General features: G+C 44.5%; 9 protein-coding genes, 2 tRNA genes and 3 rRNA genes. 7 read left to right on the top strand and 7 right to left on the bottom strand.

Features of this window, described 5'->3' with window-relative positions:
• Positions 1-26: 26 nt before the first annotated feature.
• Positions 27-953 (bottom strand): outer membrane protein assembly factor BamD, encoded by a 927-nt coding sequence (locus tag ACP26M_RS17530; RefSeq protein WP_176624999.1) that lies wholly within the window; start codon positions 951-953, stop codon positions 27-29.
• A gap of 1,337 nt (positions 954-2,290) precedes the next feature.
• Between ACP26M_RS17530 and ACP26M_RS17525 the strand changes: the two genes are divergently transcribed.
• The 7 genes from ACP26M_RS17525 (at position 2,291) to ACP26M_RS17495 (ending at position 9,750) form a co-directional block, all read left to right on the top strand.
• Positions 2,291-3,811, top strand: a 16S ribosomal RNA gene (locus ACP26M_RS17525).
• Between the two features lie 211 nt (positions 3,812-4,022).
• Positions 4,023-4,097 (top strand) — tRNA-Ile (locus ACP26M_RS17520).
• Between the two features lie 82 nt (positions 4,098-4,179).
• A tRNA-Ala gene (locus ACP26M_RS17515) sits at positions 4,180-4,253 on the top strand.
• Positions 4,254-4,522: 269 nt separating this feature from the next.
• Positions 4,523-7,402 (top strand): 23S ribosomal RNA (locus ACP26M_RS17510).
• A gap of 276 nt (positions 7,403-7,678) precedes the next feature.
• Positions 7,679-7,790 (top strand): 5S ribosomal RNA (gene rrf, locus ACP26M_RS17505).
• Together the 16S, 23S and 5S rRNA genes with 2 tRNA genes alongside form the textbook arrangement of a ribosomal RNA operon.
• Before the next feature lie 209 nt (positions 7,791-7,999).
• Entirely contained in the window at positions 8,000-8,239 is a 240-nt protein-coding gene (locus ACP26M_RS17500) for a hypothetical protein (RefSeq protein WP_090535008.1), read from the top strand.
• 443 nt (positions 8,240-8,682) lie between these two features.
• Positions 8,683-9,750 carry an AAA family ATPase gene (locus ACP26M_RS17495; protein WP_426581857.1) on the top strand — a complete coding sequence of 356 codons (1,068 nt, stop codon included), beginning with the start codon at positions 8,683-8,685 and terminating at the stop codon, positions 9,748-9,750.
• A gap of 1,064 nt (positions 9,751-10,814) precedes the next feature.
• Here ACP26M_RS17495 and ACP26M_RS17490 read toward each other — a convergent pair.
• The 6 genes from ACP26M_RS17490 to ACP26M_RS17465 form a co-directional block, all read right to left on the bottom strand.
• Entirely contained in the window at positions 10,815-12,170 is a 1,356-nt protein-coding gene (locus tag ACP26M_RS17490; RefSeq protein WP_426581855.1) for a DNA cytosine methyltransferase, read from the bottom strand.
• A gap of 47 nt (positions 12,171-12,217) precedes the next feature.
• Positions 12,218-12,649, bottom strand: a complete 432-nt coding sequence (locus tag ACP26M_RS17485) for a very short patch repair endonuclease (RefSeq protein WP_426581853.1) — start codon at positions 12,647-12,649, stop codon at positions 12,218-12,220.
• A gap of 36 nt (positions 12,650-12,685) precedes the next feature.
• On the bottom strand, positions 12,686-13,795 hold the full coding sequence (locus tag ACP26M_RS17480; protein WP_426581851.1) for a hypothetical protein: 1,110 nt from the start codon (positions 13,793-13,795) through the stop codon (positions 12,686-12,688).
• Positions 13,796-15,394: 1,599 nt separating this feature from the next.
• Complete coding sequence (locus ACP26M_RS17475) at positions 15,395-16,963, bottom strand: hypothetical protein (protein ID WP_091172023.1); 1,569 nt, start codon at positions 16,961-16,963, stop codon at positions 15,395-15,397.
• Positions 16,960-18,813 carry a glycosyltransferase family 2 protein gene (locus ACP26M_RS17470; protein ID WP_426581848.1) on the bottom strand — a complete coding sequence of 618 codons (1,854 nt, stop codon included), beginning with the start codon at positions 18,811-18,813 and terminating at the stop codon, positions 16,960-16,962. Before ACP26M_RS17470 ends, ACP26M_RS17475 begins: the two co-directional genes overlap by 4 nt.
• A 180-nt stretch (positions 18,814-18,993) precedes the next feature.
• Complete coding sequence (locus ACP26M_RS17465; protein WP_188834781.1) at positions 18,994-21,081, bottom strand: cellulose biosynthesis cyclic di-GMP-binding regulatory protein BcsB; 2,088 nt, start codon at positions 21,079-21,081, stop codon at positions 18,994-18,996.
• Positions 21,082-21,086 lie beyond the last annotated feature (5 nt).

The raw sequence follows: 21,086 nt of genomic DNA, 5'->3' as shown, positions 1-21,086 counted from the left end.
AATTTAAACTCTTTAATATATCTTAATTAATATGGTATTTTTTGCGGCTGATTTTTTTCAGATGGCGATGTTGTTGTTACGGTATCTTTCTTTAAAAGTTTTTTTGCGGTTTTTTCATTGCTCATTGCTTCGGCAATTAAACGCTGCGCCTGTTTTATGCCCTGCTGGCTGTCTTTTATATATGCCTGAGTTTCGTGCAGGTATTTACTATTCGGATATTTTTCGGCAAACTGGTCGGCATAAGCTATAGCCTGGTTAAAACGGTCTTCCTGTTTGGTTTCAAAGCTATGGTAAGCATATTGATATTGTGCTTTAACAATAAGGTATTCCATTTCCTCGCCATATTTGGTATCAGGATAGTCGCGCAGTGCATTGTTGAACGCAATTACTGCCGATTGATAATCGCTGATGGTTAAATAAAGTTTGGCGTTGGCATAAGCTTTGGTTTCCAGTTTATCACGCAGGTTCTGGATCAGCTTGCTGGCCTCCGCTACACGGTCGCTTTTTGGATAAAGGTTAATAAACAACTGCAAAGCGTCAATAGCTTTTAATGTATTATCCTGATCAAGTGAATATATTGGCGAATCAAGGTAGTAGCAATAAGCAGAGAAAAAGCGGCATTCCTCCGCTCTTGGGCTTGAAGGATAGGTATCGGCAAATGTTTTAAAATGATATCTTGCCGATGTATAATCTTTTTGTTTGTAATACGTAAACGCGTAGTAATAAAAGAGGTCTTCTGCACCTTCACGGCCACGGTATCGCTCCACCAGTACCTCAAATAAACCTAAAGCTTTGTTATAGTCCTTTTTATTATAGTACTTAATAGCTTCCTGATATTTTTTAGCGTAATCGTTACTGGCTTTTAACTTTTCGTATTTGCTTTTACAACTGCCAAGCGTAATAATTACGATAGCTAAAACACTGGCTAATAACGTTAGTTGCTTTTTAAACATTTTGCAAAGATAGTTAATAATATAAATCAATCAATTTTTATTTAGCCGCTAATATATAACGAGGCTTTGGCTCCGTACCTATATATATAGTGTATTTAACATCTTTTAACTATTGCCAGGTTGGGAGTGTAAGCTTCCTTGATTAATACGATTAAAATGTCCGTTTCTTATATCGTGTATATGGTTTTTGGGGTTTCATTAATCTGAAGGTTTTAAGGAGGAGAATTATAGTATGAACATTTAGTTTGTAGAATTAACTGTGCATAGCTTAATGTTAATTTTTTGAGTGCAAGTTGAGGCCTCGCAGTCTCTTAAGTTAATAGCCGTGGGTGGCAGTTTAACAATAGAGACATATAGTTACACCGGAGGTACAAAAGGTTGTAGATATCAAATGAATCTTTGGTGTGCCGGAGGTATGCAAGTCATCGTTGGGTGAGTTTCCCGCGGTTATCTTCCTAAGTATATAGTAGAGATTGCAATTGGATAAGTTATCTATAGCCCGGATGTTGAAGAGTCCTTATTTTTGTAAGTATTAATTGTGTGCTCAAAACAGCAAGCTGAATGAGGGCGTTGCCTCTGACCGGGCTATTCGCTCATACGCCTGCAGGCATTACGCTCGTTGGCCGGTACCCGCTGCTATTCCTAACGCTGGTTTTCGAGGCTTGTATAAACTTTTTTGCCTGATGTATAGTATGTTAAGGAAACATTAAGGAAAATAGGTAGAAATAATTTGGAGAAGGCATAAAAGTGGCTACCTTTGCAGCCCGCAAACGAGGAAGCGAGTTAGCGGGTTAGTACATTAAAAGGATAGAAAAGTAGAGGAAAAAAAAGATTAAAATCTTTTTTGTGGGAATGAAAAAAAATCCACACCTTTGCAGCCCGCAAACGAGGGAAAGAGAAGAGAGAGAAGCACTGCAAAACTTTAAAAATAAAAAATAAAAAAGTTTTGGAAATAAGAAAAGGTTTTCTACCTTTGCAGACCCAAACGGAAGGGTGCTTGAGAGAGCGAAAGAAGTTGAGGCTGAGCGAGTTCGGTCAATAAAAGACGGAAGAAAGTTAACGATGGTTAATGAGTAAAACAAAAGAGCCGGAAGCGATTTTCGGGGAAATAAACTGACAAGTTAAGCAATGCGAATTGCGACGACATAATAGCTGATTCGGATGATGAAGCGGAAAAGTTCTTTTAAGAAATGGAAATCATGTAGCGTAACGGGAGATTAACCAAAGCTAAGGCTGAGGAAGATTGAAGAGTTAGAAAAAGAAGAGAGACTGTATAAAGATATATAATACAGATTCTATTAATTAATAATAGGGTCAGTGGTTAAACAAAACATTTTACAATGGAGAGTTTGATCCTGGCTCAGGATGAACGCTAGCGGCAGGCCTAATACATGCAAGTCGGACGGGATTTGGGAGCTTGCTCCTAATGAGAGTGGCGCACGGGTGCGTAACACGTATGTAACCTACCTTGATCAGGGGGATAGCCTCTCGAAAGAGAGATTAAGACCGCATAACATTATGATATGGCATCGTATTATAATCAAATATTTATAGGATCAAGATGGGCATGCGCAACATTAGCTAGTTGGTGTGGTAACGGCATACCAAGGCGACGATGTTTAGGGGATCTGAGAGGATGACCCCCCACACTGGTACTGAGACACGGACCAGACTCCTACGGGAGGCAGCAGTAAGGAATATTGGTCAATGGACGGAAGTCTGAACCAGCCATGCCGCGTGCAGGAAGACGGCCCTACGGGTTGTAAACTGCTTTTGCAGGGGAATAAACCCCGGTTCGTGAACCGGGTTGAATGTACCTTGAGAATAAGGATCGGCTAACTCCGTGCCAGCAGCCGCGGTAATACGGAGGATCCAAGCGTTATCCGGATTTATTGGGTTTAAAGGGTGCGTAGGCGGCTTTTTAAGTCAGGGGTGAAAGACGGTAGCTCAACTATCGCAGTGCCCTTGATACTGAAGAGCTTGAATGTACTTGAGGTAGGCGGAATGTGACAAGTAGCGGTGAAATGCATAGATATGTCACAGAACACCAATTGCGAAGGCAGCTTACTAAAGTATGATTGACGCTGAGGCACGAAAGCGTGGGGATCAAACAGGATTAGATACCCTGGTAGTCCACGCCCTAAACGATGAACACTCGATGTTGGCGATATACGGTCAGCGTCTAAGCGAAAGCGTTAAGTGTTCCACCTGGGGAGTACGCCCGCAAGGGTGAAACTCAAAGGAATTGACGGGGGCCCGCACAAGCGGAGGAGCATGTGGTTTAATTCGATGATACGCGAGGAACCTTACCCGGGCTTGAAAGTTAGTGAATGTGACAGAGACGTCACAGTTCTTCGGAACACGAAACTAGGTGCTGCATGGCTGTCGTCAGCTCGTGCCGTGAGGTGTTGGGTTAAGTCCCGCAACGAGCGCAACCCCTATGTTTAGTTGCCAGCATTTAAGGTGGGGACTCTAAACAGACTGCCTATGCAAATAGAGAGGAAGGAGGGGACGACGTCAAGTCATCATGGCCCTTACGTCCGGGGCTACACACGTGCTACAATGGATGGTACAGAGGGCAGCTACCTGGCAACAGGATGCCAATCTCTTAAAGCCATTCACAGTTCGGATCGGGGTCTGCAACTCGACCCCGTGAAGTTGGATTCGCTAGTAATCGCGTATCAGCAATGACGCGGTGAATACGTTCCCGGGCCTTGTACACACCGCCCGTCAAGCCATGGAAGCTGGAAGTGCCTGAAGTGCGTAACCGCAAGGAGCGTCCTAGGGTAAAGTCGGTAACTGGGGCTAAGTCGTAACAAGGTAGCCGTACCGGAAGGTGTGGCTGGAATACCTCCTTTCTGGAGCAGTATCTCTGATTGACTCGGAACTGTTACCTACATGATATTTCTTAAAACACAAAAAAAAGACAAAAGGAAACCCAGAAGATGAAGCCATCTGTGGAATGTGCAAACGCAAGTAAGCACAGGACAAGTGGCAGTAAGCAGTGGCAGCAGCAGTAGGCAGAAAAGTCCTGCAAACTGCAACTGATAACTGCAACTAAAAACAAATAGTCCTGTAGCTCAGCTTGGTTAGAGCACTACACTGATAATGTAGGGGTCAGCAGTTCAAATCTGCTCGGGACTACACAAGGGGAAGTAGCAGTAAGAAGTAGCAGCAGCAGTAATTAACTGCCACTGTAAACTAACCACTGCCCACTCATCTGAAAGGGGGATTAGCTCAGCTGGCTAGAGCACCTGCCTTGCACGCAGGGGGTCAACGGTTCGAATCCGTTATTCTCCACACTTTGTAAGTAACAGTAATAAGTAGCAGAAGCAGGAAACTGCCGCTGCAACTAAAGACTGCCACTAACAACTAACGTTCTTTGACATATTGGAAGAAGTAATTGAAAACAAGAGAAAACAACAGATAGGAAGTTGTTTGATTGAGAACCAAGATTACAAGAATAAAGAAACAAGAGTAATCTTGCTTCCTGACTCCTGAACTCTTGACTCTGTCGAACGACGGACTAAAATAAAGACATACCATGCGGCGCAAAAGGCGCATGAGTAGAAGAAAGTAAGAAAGGGTACACGGGGGATGCCTTGGCTCTCAGAGGCGAAGAAGGACGTGATAAGCTGCGATAAGCTGCGGGGATTAGCAAATATGAATTGATCCGCAGATTTCCGAATGGGGAAACCTAATTAGTTGAAGACTAATTGCATAAATGCGCTAACCTGCCGAACTGAAACATCTAAGTAAGCAGAGGAAGAGAAAACAATAGTGATTTCCAGAGTAGTGGCGAGCGAAATGGAAGAAGCCCAAACCTGTTATGTTACGGCATAGCAGGGGTTGTAGGACCACAACATGAATATCAAGAAGAACCGGAAGGGGGTGGGAAACCCTGCCATAGAGCATGAGAGCTGCGTACGGGTAATGAATGATAGGATAGTGGTATCCTGAGTACCGCGAGGTCGGAGACGCCTTGTGGGAATTTGCCGGCACCATCCGGTAAGGCTAAATACTCCTGAGAGACCGATAGTGAACCAGTACCGTGAGGGAAAGGTGAAAAGAACCCCGAACAGGGGAGTGAAATAGAACCTGAAACCGTGTACTTACAAGCGGTCGGAGCGGTTAACACCGTGACGGCGTGCCTTTTGCATAATGAGCCTACGAGTTACTCTTCCCTGGCAAGGTTAAGTGTTTAAGACACGGATCCGAAGCGAAAGCGAGTCTGAAAAGGGCGTATAGTCAGGGGAGGTAGACGCGAAACCTTGTGATCTACCCATGGGCAGGTTGAAGGTGCCGTAACAGGTACTGGAGGACCGAACCGATAAACGTTGAAAAGTTTCCGGATGACTTGTGGGTAGGGGTGAAAGGCTAATCAAACTGGGAAATAGCTCGTACTCCCCGAAATGTTTTTAGGAACAGCCTGGCGGTTGAGTTATAAAGAGGTAGAGCTACTAATTGGGTGCGGGGGAGTCAAATCCTACCAAATCCAGATAAACTCCGAATGCTTTATAATATACGCTGGAGTGAGGCTATGGGTGCTAAGGTCCATGGCCGAGAGGGAAAGAACCCAGACCATCAGCTAAGGTCCCTAAATTATTGCTAAGTTGAACTAACGAGGTCCGATTGCACAGACAGCTAGGATGTTGGCTTGGAAGCAGCCATTCATTTAAAGAGTGCGTAACAGCTCACTAGTCGAGCGATCGGGCATGGATAATAAACGGGCATCAAGCAGTATACCGAAGCTATGGATTCATATTAATATGACTGGTAGGGGAGCATTCTATTATCCGGCGAAGCAGGAAGGTAACTGACTGTGGAGGGAATAGAAAAGCAAATGTAGGCATAAGTAACGATAAGGCGGGAGAGAAACCCGCCCACCGAAAGACTAAGGTTTCCTGATCAACGCTAATCGGATCAGGGTTAGTCGGGGCCTAAGGTGAAGCCGACAGGCGTAGCCGATGGACAACTGGTTAATATTCCAGTACTTTTTATTACTGCGATGCGGTGACGGAGTAGTGACACTGACGCGAACTGACGGAATAGTTCGTTAAAGGCTGTAGGTATAGAGTTTGTAGTTAAGTACGCAGACTTTGCTGAAAGCTGATAGTACACAGAACCTTCGGGGGATGTGATAGTTCAGGTAATCAGACTTCCAAGAAAACCCGCTAAGCTTCAGGTAATAAAAACCCGTACCGTAAACCGACACAGGTAGTCGAGGAGAGAATCCTAAGGTGCTCGAGTGAATCATGGCTAAGGAACTCGGCAAAATGGCCCTGTAACTTCGGGAGAAGGGGCGCTGGCAGCAATGTCAGCCGCAGTGAAAAGGCCCAGGCGACTGTTTAACAAAAACACATGGCTTTGCAAAATCGCAAGATGACGTATAAGGCCTGACACCTGCCCGGTGCTGGAAGGTTAAGAGGGGATGTTAGTCGCAAGGCGAAGCATTGAATCGAAGCCCCAGTAAACGGCGGCCGTAACTATAACGGTCCTAAGGTAGCGAAATTCCTTGTCGGGTAAGTTCCGACCTGCACGAATGGTGTAACGATCTGGGCGCTGTCTCAGCCATGAGCTCGGTGAAATTGTGGTATCGGTGAAGACGCCGGTTACCCGCAACGGGACGGAAAGACCCCATGCACCTTCACTATAGCTTAACATTGATATCGGATACAGGATGTGTAGGATAGGTGGGAGACTGTGATCCAGCTTCGCTAGGAGTTGGTTAGTCAACGTTGAAATACCACCCTTTCTGTATTTGGTGTCTAACTCTGCAATGTGGAGAACATTGTTTGGCGGGTAGTTTGACTGGGGTGGTCGCCTCCAAAAAGGTAACGGAGGCTTTCAAAGGTAAGCTCAGTACGCTTGGTAACCGTACGCGGAGTGCAATAGCATAAGCTTGCTTGACAGTGAGACAGACAAGTCGAGCTGGGTCGAAAGACGGATATAGTGATCCGGTGGTTCTGCATGGAAGGGCCATCGCTCAAAGGATAAAAGGTACGCTGGGGATAACAGGCTGATCTCCCCCAAGAGCTCATATCGACGGGGAGGTTTGGCACCTCGATGTCGGCTCGTCACATCCTGGGGCTGGAGAAGGTCCCAAGGGTTGAGCTGTTCGCTCATTAAAGTGGCACGCGAGCTGGGTTCAGAACGTCGCGAGACAGTTCGGTCCCTATCTGTTGTGGGCGTAGGAAGTTTGAGTGGGGCTGACCTTAGTACGAGAGGACCGGGTTGGACTAACCTCTGGTGAATCTGTTATGCCGCCAGGTGTACTGCAGAGTAGCTACGTTGGGAATAGATAAGCGCTGAAAGCATCTAAGTGCGAAACTAGCCACAAGATGAGACTTCCATTGAGGGTCGTAGGAGACTACTACGTTGATAGGTTACAGGTATAAAGGTGGTGACATCATAGCCGAGTAATACTAATTGCCCGAAGCTTTCTTCGTGAAGGATTAAGGTGAGTGGTTGATTGAGAGAGTAGTTGCAAGACTATGAACAAGATATTGATCACTCATCCGAAACAAAACAGATAATGAACAACAATGCTGTTGTTTTCTCTTAACTTCAATCACTTCTTTCAATAATATGTCATGTTTGTGGCAAGTGAAAAATAGTGAATGGTGAATGGTTGATTAGGTGAGTAGTTGCAAAACTACCATGATATAAGCAATCAGACAAGAACCACTCACGGCTCACATAATCAACCACACACTTAAAAATATTCAGGTGCCTATATCGGCGGTGTCTACCTCTTCCCATTCCGAACAGAGAAGTCAAGCCCGCCAGAGCCGATGGTACTGCGGTAAAACGTGGGAGAGTAGGTCGGTGCCACCCTTTATCACTTTCAATAGTGTAACAAACGCAAAAGCCTTAGCTAATTACTAAGGCTTTTTTGCGTTTACAGGCCTTTTTCATAACTCGATCATACTCTCCATAGCACGCTTCAGCGCTAACGGAAAATACAAGTTAACACACATACTTTTTATCGTGGTAATAATAACTTACAATGATTTTTTTATGTTTGCGCTTCCAAAAATAGCCCCATGGAATTTGAAAAATTAGCAGCCCAAATTAAAGCAGAAATAGCAAAACTGGATACCACGCCCGAGCTTGATAAAATCAACAGGGCTTTTGACGAGAAGATCCGCAAGGTGGAGGAAGCCCGCCGCGAGAAGCTGGCTACCGTGCCCGACAATGCCGTAGAACGCAAAAAACTCATTGCCGCCCTTGAAGCCCTTGGCGAAAAATATGTTGAACCTGCTAAGAAGAAAAGCAGGGAATAAGGGATTGATTTTGTAGAAGAACTTAAAAGGTCTGCCAGGTTTGGCGGGCCTTTTTTGTTTGTTGGGGTGCCCGGTCGTAGGGGCAATGATGGTTTCGGAGCATTGGCACTTACCTGTATTATACTGTTCAATTTTTTAAAGTGTAAACACCTGGTGTTTTGTTGTGAAATTGAACGACTGATAATCAGTGTTTTATAAATTGATAAATTTGTTCAAAATCGTGATTTGAACAACTTGTATTTGGTAATCAGTGGGTTATGTAAATTGCTTTTTGAACGTTGAACACCCGGTTTTTAAAAATTGAACACTGACAAAATGCTGTCACCATAGGGGGGCTTTTTAGTGGGTAAATTTGAGTGCCTTTCATGATTGCCGGCAGGTTTGCGGCAAATAACGATGGATGTTTCGGGCTTTGAGCTGCCGGACAGGGGGCGCGACAAATTATGGACCATACTGCAGAAAAACCCCTGGTTATTCAAATGATTCAAAATGAGGTGCGGGAAGCGGCGGCTAAGCTTGGGCGCAAGGGGGAGGTTATGATCTCCGACCCGGATGCCGTGGTTGAGCTGTTTGATATTTACCCGGCCAATGAGTGGATGGCCATGGAAACCGAACACGAAACTCCCCAAATGCTGTTTGGCAACTTCTGGCTGGAGGGCGAGCTGTGCATCCTGTTTGCCGACACCAATATGGGCAAAAGCTTGCTGGCCGTGCAGCTGGCCGACAGTATTACCCGCGGCGAAGCCATTGCTCCCTTTGAGCTTGGGGCCGAAGCCTCGCCGGTGTTGTATATTGATTTTGAACTTACCGGCAAGCAGTTTGAGCAACGCTATACCGACGGCCAAAACCGTTACCAGTTTGCCTCCGAATTTTACCGCGGCGAATACAACCAGTTTAACCGTGCAAGCTCGCATTATCAAAAGCTGGACAGGTATGTGATTGAAGCTTTAACGCGGGGCATTAAGCGTACCGATGCCCGGGTGCTCATCATTGATAATATTACCTGCCTGCGCAACGGAACCGAGAGCGCCGGGGCTGCCCTGTTGCTGATGAAGGAACTGAAAAAGCTTAAAACCCGCCATGGCGTAAGCATCCTGGTGCTGGCCCACACGCCTAAGCGTAACCCGCGGCTGCCGCTGAGCCGCAATGATTTGCAGGGGAGTAAAATGCTCATCAATTTCTGCGACAGTGCTTTTGCCATGGGCGAAAGCCACTCGATGCCCGGCCAGCGCTATTTAAAGCAGATTAAGCAGCGCAGTACTGCCGAAACATATGGTGCCGACAATATATGCCTTGCCCAACTGGAACGGCATCAAGGCTTTTTAAAATTTGTTTTTACAGGCCATGACTGCGAGAAAAACCACCTGCGCGACGCCTCCAGGCAGGAACGCGAACGCATGCACCGGGAGGCAAAAAAATTAAGCGACGAAGGTTTAAGCCAGCGGCAGGTGGCGGAGCGGCTCGGGTTGAGTGTGGGAAGTGTGAATAGGATGCTGAATAGCCAGTTGTAAATCGGCGCTGTGTAAATAACTTTCGGCTGGCGCACGCGTGTCGCGTGTGTCTTATTGGAGTTCCCTGCTCTTTATGGCTGAATGATTATCCGAATAAAAGATTATAAGTTTTGTGATGATTAGACATAGCATGCGAAGCACACGCGACACGCGTGCGCCAGCGAAGGCTATTGCCTAATTTGTATTTCCTTTCAATCGTCGTTCGGCTTTCCTGACCTTCTAAATATTCTTGACAAACTTTACGCTTAAACTCCTCGCTGTACTGGCTTTGCCATTTGCTGCCATACACTTTTGAATATCTCTCCATTTTTGTTTACTGTTGTGTAAACCTATTTCAGGACAAGACAGGATGATGTACTTAGTAGGCGAGGCGACGATGTAGACTTAGCAATTGAGGCACACGCGACACGCGTGCGCCAGCAAAGGGAATTTTCAATTGTGTTAAACTCCAATAGACCTGTTGGGATTCTCGAGTCTATAAAGTCTCTTTTGCAAGAATTTAACTATGAATCTGACATACGTCGGATAATCATGGAATAATATCATCATATGATCGGCGCGAGTATTCAGCTTAGGACAGAACGATGAGTACTTATGAAATATCAAATTGCAGTACCGCCAAGATTTTGCCTATGCTAACACCCACTCCTATCGGTTATATTGTTAATTTAAAAAAACAAGACATCTACGCTTGCGCACGCGCGTCGCGTGTGCTTAATATGCCAAGTATGTGACGGAATTTGACAGGGTTCTTTTATTGTTGAATTGTTATAGGGGAATAAGAAATTTCAAGTTTTGGGATGATGTAGACTTAGTAGGCGCAGACTTAGCAATTGAGGCACAAGCGACGCGTGCACCAGCAAAGGGCTTGGGATGGGCGTGGGCAGTGTGAATAGAATGCTGAATAGACAGCTGTAAGGCTCTTACAAATGCACGGTGATGCCATCATATGCTCGGCAATGGTATGCGGCTTGTGGCTTGTGGCCTGCAACTTAGCGCTCGAGGCACATGCGACATACGTGCGCCAGCGAAGGTACGCTTTAGAAGGGCAAGAGGCTTGACTACTAAAAATATAAATCCCAAATTTTTTCGATTCGTTTAGAAATGTGATAAGCCAGTAAAGGAGGTACAGCATTTCCAATTATTTTATATGCCTGTGATGGACTCACTAAAAAGCTACCTTTACGCTTAGCCTTACTTTCTATTACAAATTCATAATCTATAGGAAAAGTCTGAATCAAAGCACATTCTCTTGGGGTTAGTCTTCGTTCTATTAAACCTTGTTCTATTTCAGAATTATATTTTCCTCCTCGTTCTAATGAAAGTCTTCTGAATTCGATATTACCATGATGTTCTGATCTTATAGTGGGCGCAATACCATTCAGTTTTACTTCTGTTTGGCCTTGACAATGAGCACCCATATATTTTGCTCGTGAGTAATATTGTTGAGATAAATCTTGACTTATGTTAGGTTCTTCTAACAACGAGAATATTTCTGAAAGTTTGCTATAAGGGGCAAGGTTCAACGATTCATTATTTGAATGAGTTGCTTGGGGGTAAGGATTCAGCTCTGCGTCGATGGCCTTCTTTTGCAGTTTTTTTAATACACCTGGTTTTAAAGCTGATTTTTTTACTCCAATAAATATAACTCTTTCTCTTGATTGTGGCACGCCATAATTTGCGGCATGTAGCACTTGCGGATCGAAAACAAAGTAACCATTCCCATTGACAGAAGAGAAATCTTTTTGAATGATATCTTTTACATTGCTAAGATTAACTAAACCTTTAACATTTTCAGCGATAAACATTTTGGGTTGAGTTATTTCTACCACCTTCTTCATCCACATATACAATTTGCCTCTTGTTTCTTCAGAAGCTTCGTTTATGTTTTTTAGTTTGCCATGATGATTTTTATGAGAGTCAAAGCCTTTTCGCTTACCAGCAATACTAAAATCCTGGCAGGGGAAACCACCGGTTACTATATCAATTGCTTCTGGAAATATATTAGCTGAAGCATTATGTAACTTTACAAGATCTACAATACTTTCTGATCTATATTTCTCTACGCAATTATAATCTCCTTTTTTAAAGAAATAGTTTATCCAAGCGTTTTTCGCATCGGGAAGAATGTCATTGGCAAAAACGGTTTTGAATCTTGTTTTCTTTAAAAGAGAAAGTTTTTCGGTTAATTGCTTATTAATAAAATCAGGGGATTTATCTTTGTTTATTAATGAAGTAGGAACTATAAAGTCACCTTCAAATCCTATGTCCATACCCCCACAGCCTGAGAATAGCGAAAGAACGTTTAAGACTTCTTGCCTTGTTTCTGAATCGGTGAATCTTGAGGTGACTTCGTGCTTACTGTATTCGATTGTGAATTGAGGCTCTTTAAGTTCGTTATCAATATCCATTTGCGACATAGTCTTTTTAATTGTTTGCAATTTTAAGAAAAACGAAGTGGAATTTGCTAATTTTTTTGGCTATTGGAAATAATTTTTTCCACAAGATCATTTAGTGTTTCTGCTCTTTTTGTCTTTTTTAAAGCGCATTCCCACAATATAATTACATTCCATCCCATACCCTTTAAATTGTTAATAATTATCTCGTCCCGAGCCATATTTCGGTCTATCTTTTCACGCCAAAAAATAGCATTGGTCTTCGGCATTACATAAATTCGGCAGTCCTTGTGACCATGCCAAAAGCATCCATTTACGAAGATCACCGTTTTATATTTAAGTAGAATTATATCGGGTCTTCCTGGCAATTTAGCACTATGTAGTCTGTAGCGAAATCCTTTTTCATGTAGAAATTTGCGAACAATCATCTCCGGCTTTGTGTGTTTACCTTTAACATTGCTCATGATCTCGCTTCTTCTCTTAGATGATACTGTATCCGTCATACATTAGTAACTCCATAAAATAGAAAAAGATTCATCTTAACGAAAAATCAAAGATAGCCACGTTTGTATTGGAAAATTTTGAGGCATAGTATTTAATTGAGTGAGATTTATGCTTACTATGTTAATCCAAAGTTGAAGCCTGCCAGGATTGTTCTTCAAGACGTTTTCTTGTAACTTCCACTTTTGCTCTAAATCATCGGGAAGGGCGCTCTGAATATATTCTTTTATTTGTTTGCGCCCCTCATATAGATATAAGCAGATTTTCGGCAAAGCGTAGGCTTTGTCATTAAAGCTCATTTGCCATTTACCTCCGGATGTGAATTCGTCTCGAAGGTGGCCAGTAACTACGCCATGTTGACTCGCCAACCAAGTTAATACTTGAGAATATTTAGTTTTAGAATTATTTGAAAAAATTTCCGGAAAAAAAGCCATTGCTTGGTTTCTTATTATCTCACGATTGACTTTGGGTAAATCGGAAAGAAGCTTTATAACAAGTTTTTTCTCATCATCTTCATTTGGCTCCTGATGATCAGGTAACCACCAAAGGGCTACATTTTGCCCCAGTCCCTTTCGTTTAAAACTTCGCACCAACTCCATTCTTTTATTTATGTCAGATGTAGAGAAATCAACATAAGAGGTATCCATCTTTGAGAATATCGATAGGTCTGGCTTGTCGACGATATCCATATTTATTTGATATCTTGGCGAATGCGTAATATTAATATTATCAATACATGATTCGTACTTCGCCCATCTGCACTCTAATAAATTGGAAGAAAATTTGCCAAAGAAAACATAAATTCTATCTTCTAAATTTTCAATTTTAACGGATTCAAAGATGCTGTTACCAAAGCATCGCCAGTCTCCTTGACTTGTTTTGACCTCGATTCCAAACCATTTGTTTTCAAGTATTTTGGCATATATATCTGGAAACGCATGTGCTGATGAATGTTCAAATTTGTTTTCAAAAATAGAATCAGCCGACACTCTGTTTAGGGTTTCACAAACAACCCGTTCAAATAAGGAGCCGGAAAGTTTCAGCAAATCAGGTTGATAAACGGATTCTTCTGTTATTCTTTTTACAGCAAGTGATAATATGTTTTGCAGTTCGGAAGTATAGGCCTCAATATCTTTTACAATAATCATTTTTCGAAGTTGTATTTTAATATAAAAGTAGATATAATTATAATATCTTATTAGGTGTATTATTCTGAATAGCTCTTGATAATTCAAGTCGGTGTCCCCCGCTACCGCAAGCAAATCCAATACACTGACGAACCACAAGCAAGGATTGCATAGCAAAAATAATTAGTTGCTGCTGCAAGCCTCCTGGCTTGTGGCCCGTATGAAAGGTTAAACTGTAAGCAAAGCCGCTTATCCTGGCCTCAAAAGAAGAATCTTAAAAAACCGTCCGCACCTACCCCTTCCCCAAAACGGACGGACAAACCATTTTTCATCCCCCTTTCGGGCTTTGAGCTTCGGCCGCGTTAGGGATTGCAGCGGAAAACCCACAGCCTTGCGCAGGCCTCCGCACAGGGGCAAGGCGAGGATTTGCAGCGTAAAGCCCGGGCCGCAGGCAACGCCATTATTTTGATTTCGGAATTGGGATTTTCGATTTCGGATTTAAGGCATGGAGAAACGGGTGTTATACTGAGTGTTTAAATCCGGGGCGTCTGAAGGTGAAATAACAAATCCACCACGTCATTGCTGTAAGGAATGAAGCAATCCCCGACAGGCTGGTAACGGGCTTCATTAGTATTTGACTTACATCGTCGCGCTCCTGGCCGCGCGGGGCCAGTTACGTTTTTCGCTATTGTTCATTTTTTAAGGTGCTCAAGAAGGCTCCGCCGTTTGTCTTGACACAAAAGTAACCAAAAAGGCTTGCAGCAGAGAGGCTTCTTTGCGCACAACCTGGGCCCATAGCCATCGGCGCGGCCTTACCCTGCAAAACGAACAGAACCACGGGCTGCAATTATTTTGCCCCGGTTCGTACGCAATGCCTCCGCTTCTGCAAAAACTTGCTATGCCCCTGCAGCCGCACCGCCCGGCATCGTTCTGCTCGTTTTCACCCGAAGCTGATCTGCTGCGAAAAACCACATTTTTTATCTTGTCATGGGTAGTGTTTAAATCCGGCGGCCTCTGAAGGTAGTATGACATCTCTCCTTAGTCATGCCGAACTTGTTTCGGCACCTCACAAGAAAAGTGGCAAATTTGATTAGCATGGTTGCTTAGCGAGTGGGGTGCTGAAACAAGTTCAGCATGACCTTAATTTTATTATGTCATGCTGCGTGTTTAAATCCGGTGGCCTCTGAAGGTAGTATGACATCTCTCCTTAGTCATGCCGAACTTGTTTCGGCACCTCACAAGAAAAGTGGCAAATTTGATTAGCATGGTTGCTTAGCGAGTGGGGTGCTGAAACAAGTTACCCATGACAAGTTTATAAAATGACGTCATCCCGAACTTGTTTCGGGAACCCACAGGACAAGCCGCATGAAGTATACTTAGCATGTGAGGTGATGAAACAAGTTCAGCATGACGGATGGCGGAGATGTCATTTCACCTTCAGAATCCGCTCCGGATTTAATTTACTCAGCATGACCTTAATTTTATTATGTCATGGGTAGGTAGGCCTCTGCGCGCGACCCTTCGACAGGCTCAGGGTGACAGGCCGCTATCACTGCAACTGCTGCTGCCACTGCTACTAAAAAACTAACTGCAAACTGCCCACCAAAAACTGCCAACTGATTATTGCAACGTTACCACCTTGTACAAAATCCAGCCGTCGGTTTCGTAGGCGCGTTTGTAGTTTACACCGCTGTTGAGGCGGCGGATTTCGGGGATGTACCTGTCGCTGAGCTGGGTGTAGCCGGTGAATGGATTTTTTGGGGTGGCTATCAGGATATAGTCGTCGTATTTGTAAGGGGTTTCAATGGCCGACAGGAACGAGTTGAGCTGGTAGGGCAGGGTTAGCTTTTTGATGTTGTTGGTAAAGGCCACAATGGGGTATGATACGGCATCGTCCATGAGGATGTGCGTACCATCGGGCAGGCTGTTGATGTAGGCTGCTATTTCTTTGCTTTCGTTTTGATCGGTATTGGGTTCCAGCCGGCTAAGGGTGGTGATGAAGCGGCGCTCGTCGGTAATGAGCGAGTTGGTTAAAAAGGTGTAGCCGGTATATAGCTGCAGTACAATTACAAAGGCCAGGCCCAGTTTAACGGCCAGTTTATTTTTGATGGTATGTACCTTAAATATAATACACAGCAGCGCCACAAATAAAAATATAAGGTAGTACTGGTAGGTGAGGAAAAGCTTATCATACTTAATGTGCAAAAACTCCACAAAGGCAAACAGGGTGAGCACGGTTAGCACATGATAAGTGCTTTCGCGCAGCAGGTACAGGCCAAACAATATCAGCGGACAAAAATAAATCACCCTTAATGATACCAGGATGCTGAGCTCAGGCAGCTGGTAGTTTACGGCGGTAGCGGCAGTGTCGTAATTCAGCTTGTCGACCAGTACGTTCCAGGTGGCCAGGGGGCTTTCCATAAAGTAGTTATAGTCGCTGGCGTGAGTTTGGTTGAGCAGTTTATAGCAAACGAGGGATACCACGGGCAGGATAAACAGGATGACGTAGATAGCAAAAGTTTTATTAATAAGCTTACGCCTTAACGACGGACTGTTAAAGCTCATGAACAGCCTGAAAATGGATTCCTTTTCGCCCAGGTTTAGGCTGGCCAGCGTGATGGACAGCACCAGCGGAATAAAGAACAGCGTAAGCCAGATGAAGCGGTAATCGCAAAAAATGAGCAATACCAAACACATGCTGGCTATGGATACGTGGAACGTGGTGTTTGAGCGGTAAAACTTAAGCAGGTTAAGGAAAAACAGGTACACGAAGATCACTACCAGGTAAATGGCTTTGCCCGAGCAGGCCATGTAAATGATACCGGGGTGCAGCAAAAATAGCAGGGCTACCATGATGAGGTAAAAATCATCCTTCACCCTGATAACAAACGAGCGCGAAATAAGATAAAAGAAGCCTGCCGTACCCAGCGCCGATGCGATGACCGGGGCGAGGTAACTGTTTATTGACGAAAATATAAGCGAGGAGTAAAAGGGCAGCAGCGGGGCGGTTAGGCCCATTACCTTGAGGCGGTTGCCCAGCCCCTCAAACACGATCTTTGTTTTTTCGACATAAAAAAGGCTTTCCTGGTTATAATAGCCTAAGTGGTTAAGGTATACGCCGATAACCAGGTACCAGGCTGCCAGCACCAGGGTAAATATAAACAGGTATGTACTTTTGGCAATTTTCATTTAATAACGTTTGTGGGGTTATTAACCTTACTTAAACCGTGGTTGGTTTTTTCCCAGTAAAACGGATTGGTGATGAGCTGGTACAGGCCCATATAGGCTGCTACCGAGTGCATGAGCCAGTAAACCGGGTTGGCTATGGCAAACAAAATAAGCTCGAAATAGCGGCGTTTAAATACGGCCATCATGTTGATATAGATCATGAGGATATTACCCACCATGAGGTTAAATATCGACATGAACAGCACCCAGTCCGGAAACAAATTGCGGATGGTTGAAAAATCAAATATGAGGTAACAGATAAAGATGATGAGCAGCACCGGGTAAATTAAAAAGGTGGCCGATGTGGCGCCGATGAAAAAGTTAAAACCCAGGAAACCGCGAAAGCCTATTTTACGGATGAGGGCCGGCGGGTTGCGCATGTGCACCAGGTAGGTTTGCATGTAGCCCTTGATCCAGCGCGAGCGCTGGCGGATCCAGTTCCAGAAATTGTTATTGGCTTCCTCGTACGTGGTGGAGTTTACTATGGCCACCTTATAGCCTTTGGCATAGGCGCGTACACCAAGGTCGGCGTCTTCGGTTACGTTAAAGGGGTCCCAGGCGCCAAGCTCAATCAGCGCGTCCATTTTAAAGTGGTTGCTGGTGCCGCCAAGCGGGATGGGGATATCCAGCGTATCCAAACCGGGCAGCATATAATCAAACCAGTACGAATACTCGAGGGTGAACATCCGGGTAAGGAAGTTTTCGTTGCGGTTAAAGTAGTTTAAGGCGCTTTGGATGCAGATATAGTTTTCGGGCAGTTTGTTAAACAGGGCCACCACTTTTTTAAGCTGATCGGTATCGGGGATATCCTCGGCATCATAAATGGTGAGGTATTGGCCCCTCGAAAAATGCAGACCGTAGTTGCAGGCCTTGGGCTTGGTTTTAGGCATGTGGAAAGGCACAACAATAACTTCAAACACGGAGGGGAAATCGAGGTTTTTTACGGCGTTTAATGTTTTATCATCATCTTCTTCAATAAGCAGTTTGATATCCAGCTGTTCGCGCGGATAGTCGAGGCTTTGCAGGTTCCAGATGAGTTTTTTGATCAGCTTATCTTCCTTGTAAACAGGCAGCAGGATGGTGTACACGGGCAGTTCATCGTTCACGATAGTGCGTAGGTCATTTTTGGTGACGGCCTGGTGCAGCTCAAACCGGGAGCCTACCAGCGCCAAAAACAGTTTGAAGATGATAGCTATCAGGAAAAACGAACTGATGATTAAGTTAATGGTGATGGATACGTTTTTGAAGTTGAGGAACAGGCCGATGGCAGTAATACCCCACAAGGCAAAAATGAAAACAAGCTGTGATGTGGTGAACGTTGTTGAGGCCGAGCTTTTAGGGTCGCGCTTAAGGAGCTCAAAAACGGATGCCTTCACATATTTTTGGCCGGTAAGCTTGTGGCTTAGCCAGGTGATCTCCAGGTCGGACGCTACGATGACTTCGGGTTCCATGTCATAGGTAAACCTTACAAAATCAAGGAAAAGTTCATTGCCGGGGTCGGCCATAACGGTAACCACCTTATTGTTTTCGATGCGGAGGGGGAGGCCCAGCTGGTCGTTGGCAAATTTAAGGTCAACCTGGTCGAGGATTTTTTGATCGAAGGCTTCCTGGCGGATCTCGGCAAAGTGGTAGCCTGCGTTGCCCAGGGCGCGTTCATAGTTTTTGCGGGAAACATAGCCGAAGTTAAGGGCTATTTTGAGGTATGACATACCCGATCTTTCCGAAAAAGCATGGATCTTTTCCTGGTCGGCCGGCGAAATAAATCCGTGGGCAACCAAAATTTCAGGAACAGAAATACTCAATGTATCCATATATAAAAGCTGAAAGCAGAATGCATAAAGCCTAAAGCGGCATCCTGATTATTAATATCATTTAATTGCTTTGTGTGAAATTAATTAAATGACCCTATATAAATATCAGTTATCAAACCGGGGATAAGCCGGTTTGATAACTGATATGTGATGTATTTTGACACGCGATGTGCAGCGGCATTAATCGTTAAACAGATCCTGCGATTTCTGGACTTTTGACCGCACATACAGGAACGAAAGCAGGATCAGGATCAGGATGCCCAGCAAAATGTACAGGTTATAGCTGTCCCAGAAACGGGTAAGGCCGCTCTTGGTATCGATGTATTCCAGGTTTTCGCTGGATTTGTTGATGTTGAACAGGTATTTGTTGGAGTTAACATCCGAGATACAAACATTGCTCGACAGGGTTGAAAGCTGCTCGGTAATGGATTTGGATACTGCCAGGAAAGCTTCAGAAACATGTGTGCCGGTAGCGGTAAGCACCAGGGTAGCATTGTTGCTTACGCCGTAAAATATTTGCGCCAGGCCGTTTGATACCGTATCCGACAGCGCGTAAACCGGGGTATTATTATCGGTGTTGTACAGCCTGAAGTTCCTGTCGAACTGGATAGGGGCATCGCGAAACTCCTTAAGTACTTTATCATCTTTTGATAGCAGGGCTATGATATTGTATTGCTTCAGGTCAGTTGGCTTCAAATCTTTAGAGTAAACAAACTCGGGGAAATTATTGGCGTTGATGTTATTATTAAGCTCATAAATGATCTCGCCCATAGCACCGGCGGCATATTTGGCGTATTCCTCGCTTACTACAATTTTGGTTGTGCCGTTGTTAAAAGCCTCGGGATATTGGTAAAAACTCAGGTCGCTGGTGATGAAGGGGTTTTTTGATTCGAGGTATGATTTGTCAACATCAACTTCGGCAAAAAAGTTGGTGAAGCTGTTGCGGCAGTTACCGTTGGTAGGATAAAACCTGAATTCGGCCTCCAGCGTATTGTATTTATGGTGCTGGTAACGGTTAATGGTGATAGAACTGTTCAGCTTGCCCGATGCATCCAGCTTTTCGCTGCTGATAAGTAAGCCGTTAAGGTAAATGTTGAAGAAACCACGGTCGCCGGGGGCAAGGCCGCTGTAATTGGCAACAAAACGGATCTCCACTTCTTTAGGGGTGAAGCTGAAATCACTGTTTTTAAAGCTGTAAGCGCTTTTTAATGAGCCAATGCCCGACAGGAAGTCGCTCACGCCGCCAATTTGTTTTAAGGATAGCTTTGAACGGTTTTCGTCGATAGTTTTAAAGAAGGTGTTCTCGGCCTTGTTGATCAGCAGGTAATCGCCATAGGTTGAGTTCAAGATGTTCATGTTGCCCAGGGCGGTGATGGCCTTTTCATAACCTGTATCATCGCCGCCGGTAACAAACAGCACCTCTTTAGGCGATTGCTCCTGCGTTACGGTTTTAACCGGCACAAACCGGCCTTTTACATCAACCATGTGCACAATGGTATCAGTGAGCAGGCTTACCGATTTATGCAGGTAGAATAAGCCCTGCGTATTTTGCGGGGTAACTTTTACCAATGCGCGCGCATCGGCAGGTAATTTATCAATGGCGCCTACCCTGATGTAGTTACGAACGCTGTCGGGCAGCTTGCTTTCTTCGTAAACCGCAATTTCACGTGTTTGGGTCTTTTTTAACCTTGAATAGGCCCAGGCTACGGCCTTAAGGTCGTGCAGACTTGGGTTTGACGGGTAAACGATAGCTTTTTTGGAGTCGAAGCAGTTGCTGATATTTACGTTATCAAAAAAGTTTTTATTGCTTTTAACCAGCGACAGGTATGAGTAGTTCTTGATCCTTAACCACATAGCCGGGTTATCCAGGTCTTTACACTGGTCGTCGGTGATGGTGAGCAGGGTTTTGATCTGGATCTTGAGGAACTTATCGGGGCTCAGATCGGCACGGCTCAGGTTAAGGGTGATCTTCTGGATAGAATCGGGGCCCAGGCGGCTGCTGTATGCCGGTTTGTTATTAATAACCAGGTTAATGTACGAATGCGATTTTATCAATGCCTGCGACGGTTCAAAAAATAAAACCAGTTTACTGCCATTCATTTCAATCAAAGGGGTGACCTTGAAGTAAAATGAAATAGCGCCGCTCATGCCGTATACCACCTCATCGTCATGGCCGTAGGCTTTAAAGGATGCAATGCTGTTGCCCTGAGCCTGCGAAGCCGTGTTGAATAATAGGATAAAGGCTAATAAGGTAAAAAACTTATTCATTGATA

This window comes from Mucilaginibacter sp. R-33 (genome assembly GCF_049949235.1).
Classification (GTDB): Bacteria; Bacteroidota; Bacteroidia; order Sphingobacteriales; family Sphingobacteriaceae; genus Mucilaginibacter.
This window is presented reverse-complemented; position numbering and strand designations above follow the sequence as displayed.

What these genes read in the sequence shown, in the direction of transcription:
- ACP26M_RS17495 (WP_426581857.1), top strand. Translation starts at nt 8,683, where the DNA reads ATGGACCATACTGCAGAAAAACCCCTGGTTATTCAAATGATTCAAAAT.
- ACP26M_RS17470 (WP_426581848.1), bottom strand. Translation starts at nt 18,813, where the DNA reads ATGGATACATTGAGTATTTCTGTTCCTGAAATTTTGGTTGCCCACGGA.
- ACP26M_RS17485 (WP_426581853.1), bottom strand. Translation starts at nt 12,649, where the DNA reads ATGACGGATACAGTATCATCTAAGAGAAGAAGCGAGATCATGAGCAAT.
- ACP26M_RS17475 (WP_091172023.1), bottom strand. Translation starts at nt 16,963, where the DNA reads ATGAAAATTGCCAAAAGTACATACCTGTTTATATTTACCCTGGTGCTG.
- ACP26M_RS17480 (WP_426581851.1), bottom strand. Translation starts at nt 13,795, where the DNA reads ATGATTATTGTAAAAGATATTGAGGCCTATACTTCCGAACTGCAAAAC.
- ACP26M_RS17490 (WP_426581855.1), bottom strand. Translation starts at nt 12,170, where the DNA reads ATGTCGCAAATGGATATTGATAACGAACTTAAAGAGCCTCAATTCACA.
- ACP26M_RS17500 (WP_090535008.1), top strand. Translation starts at nt 8,000, where the DNA reads ATGGAATTTGAAAAATTAGCAGCCCAAATTAAAGCAGAAATAGCAAAA.
- ACP26M_RS17465 (WP_188834781.1), bottom strand. Translation starts at nt 21,081, where the DNA reads ATGAATAAGTTTTTTACCTTATTAGCCTTTATCCTATTATTCAACACG.
- ACP26M_RS17530 (WP_176624999.1), bottom strand. Translation starts at nt 953, where the DNA reads ATGTTTAAAAAGCAACTAACGTTATTAGCCAGTGTTTTAGCTATCGTA.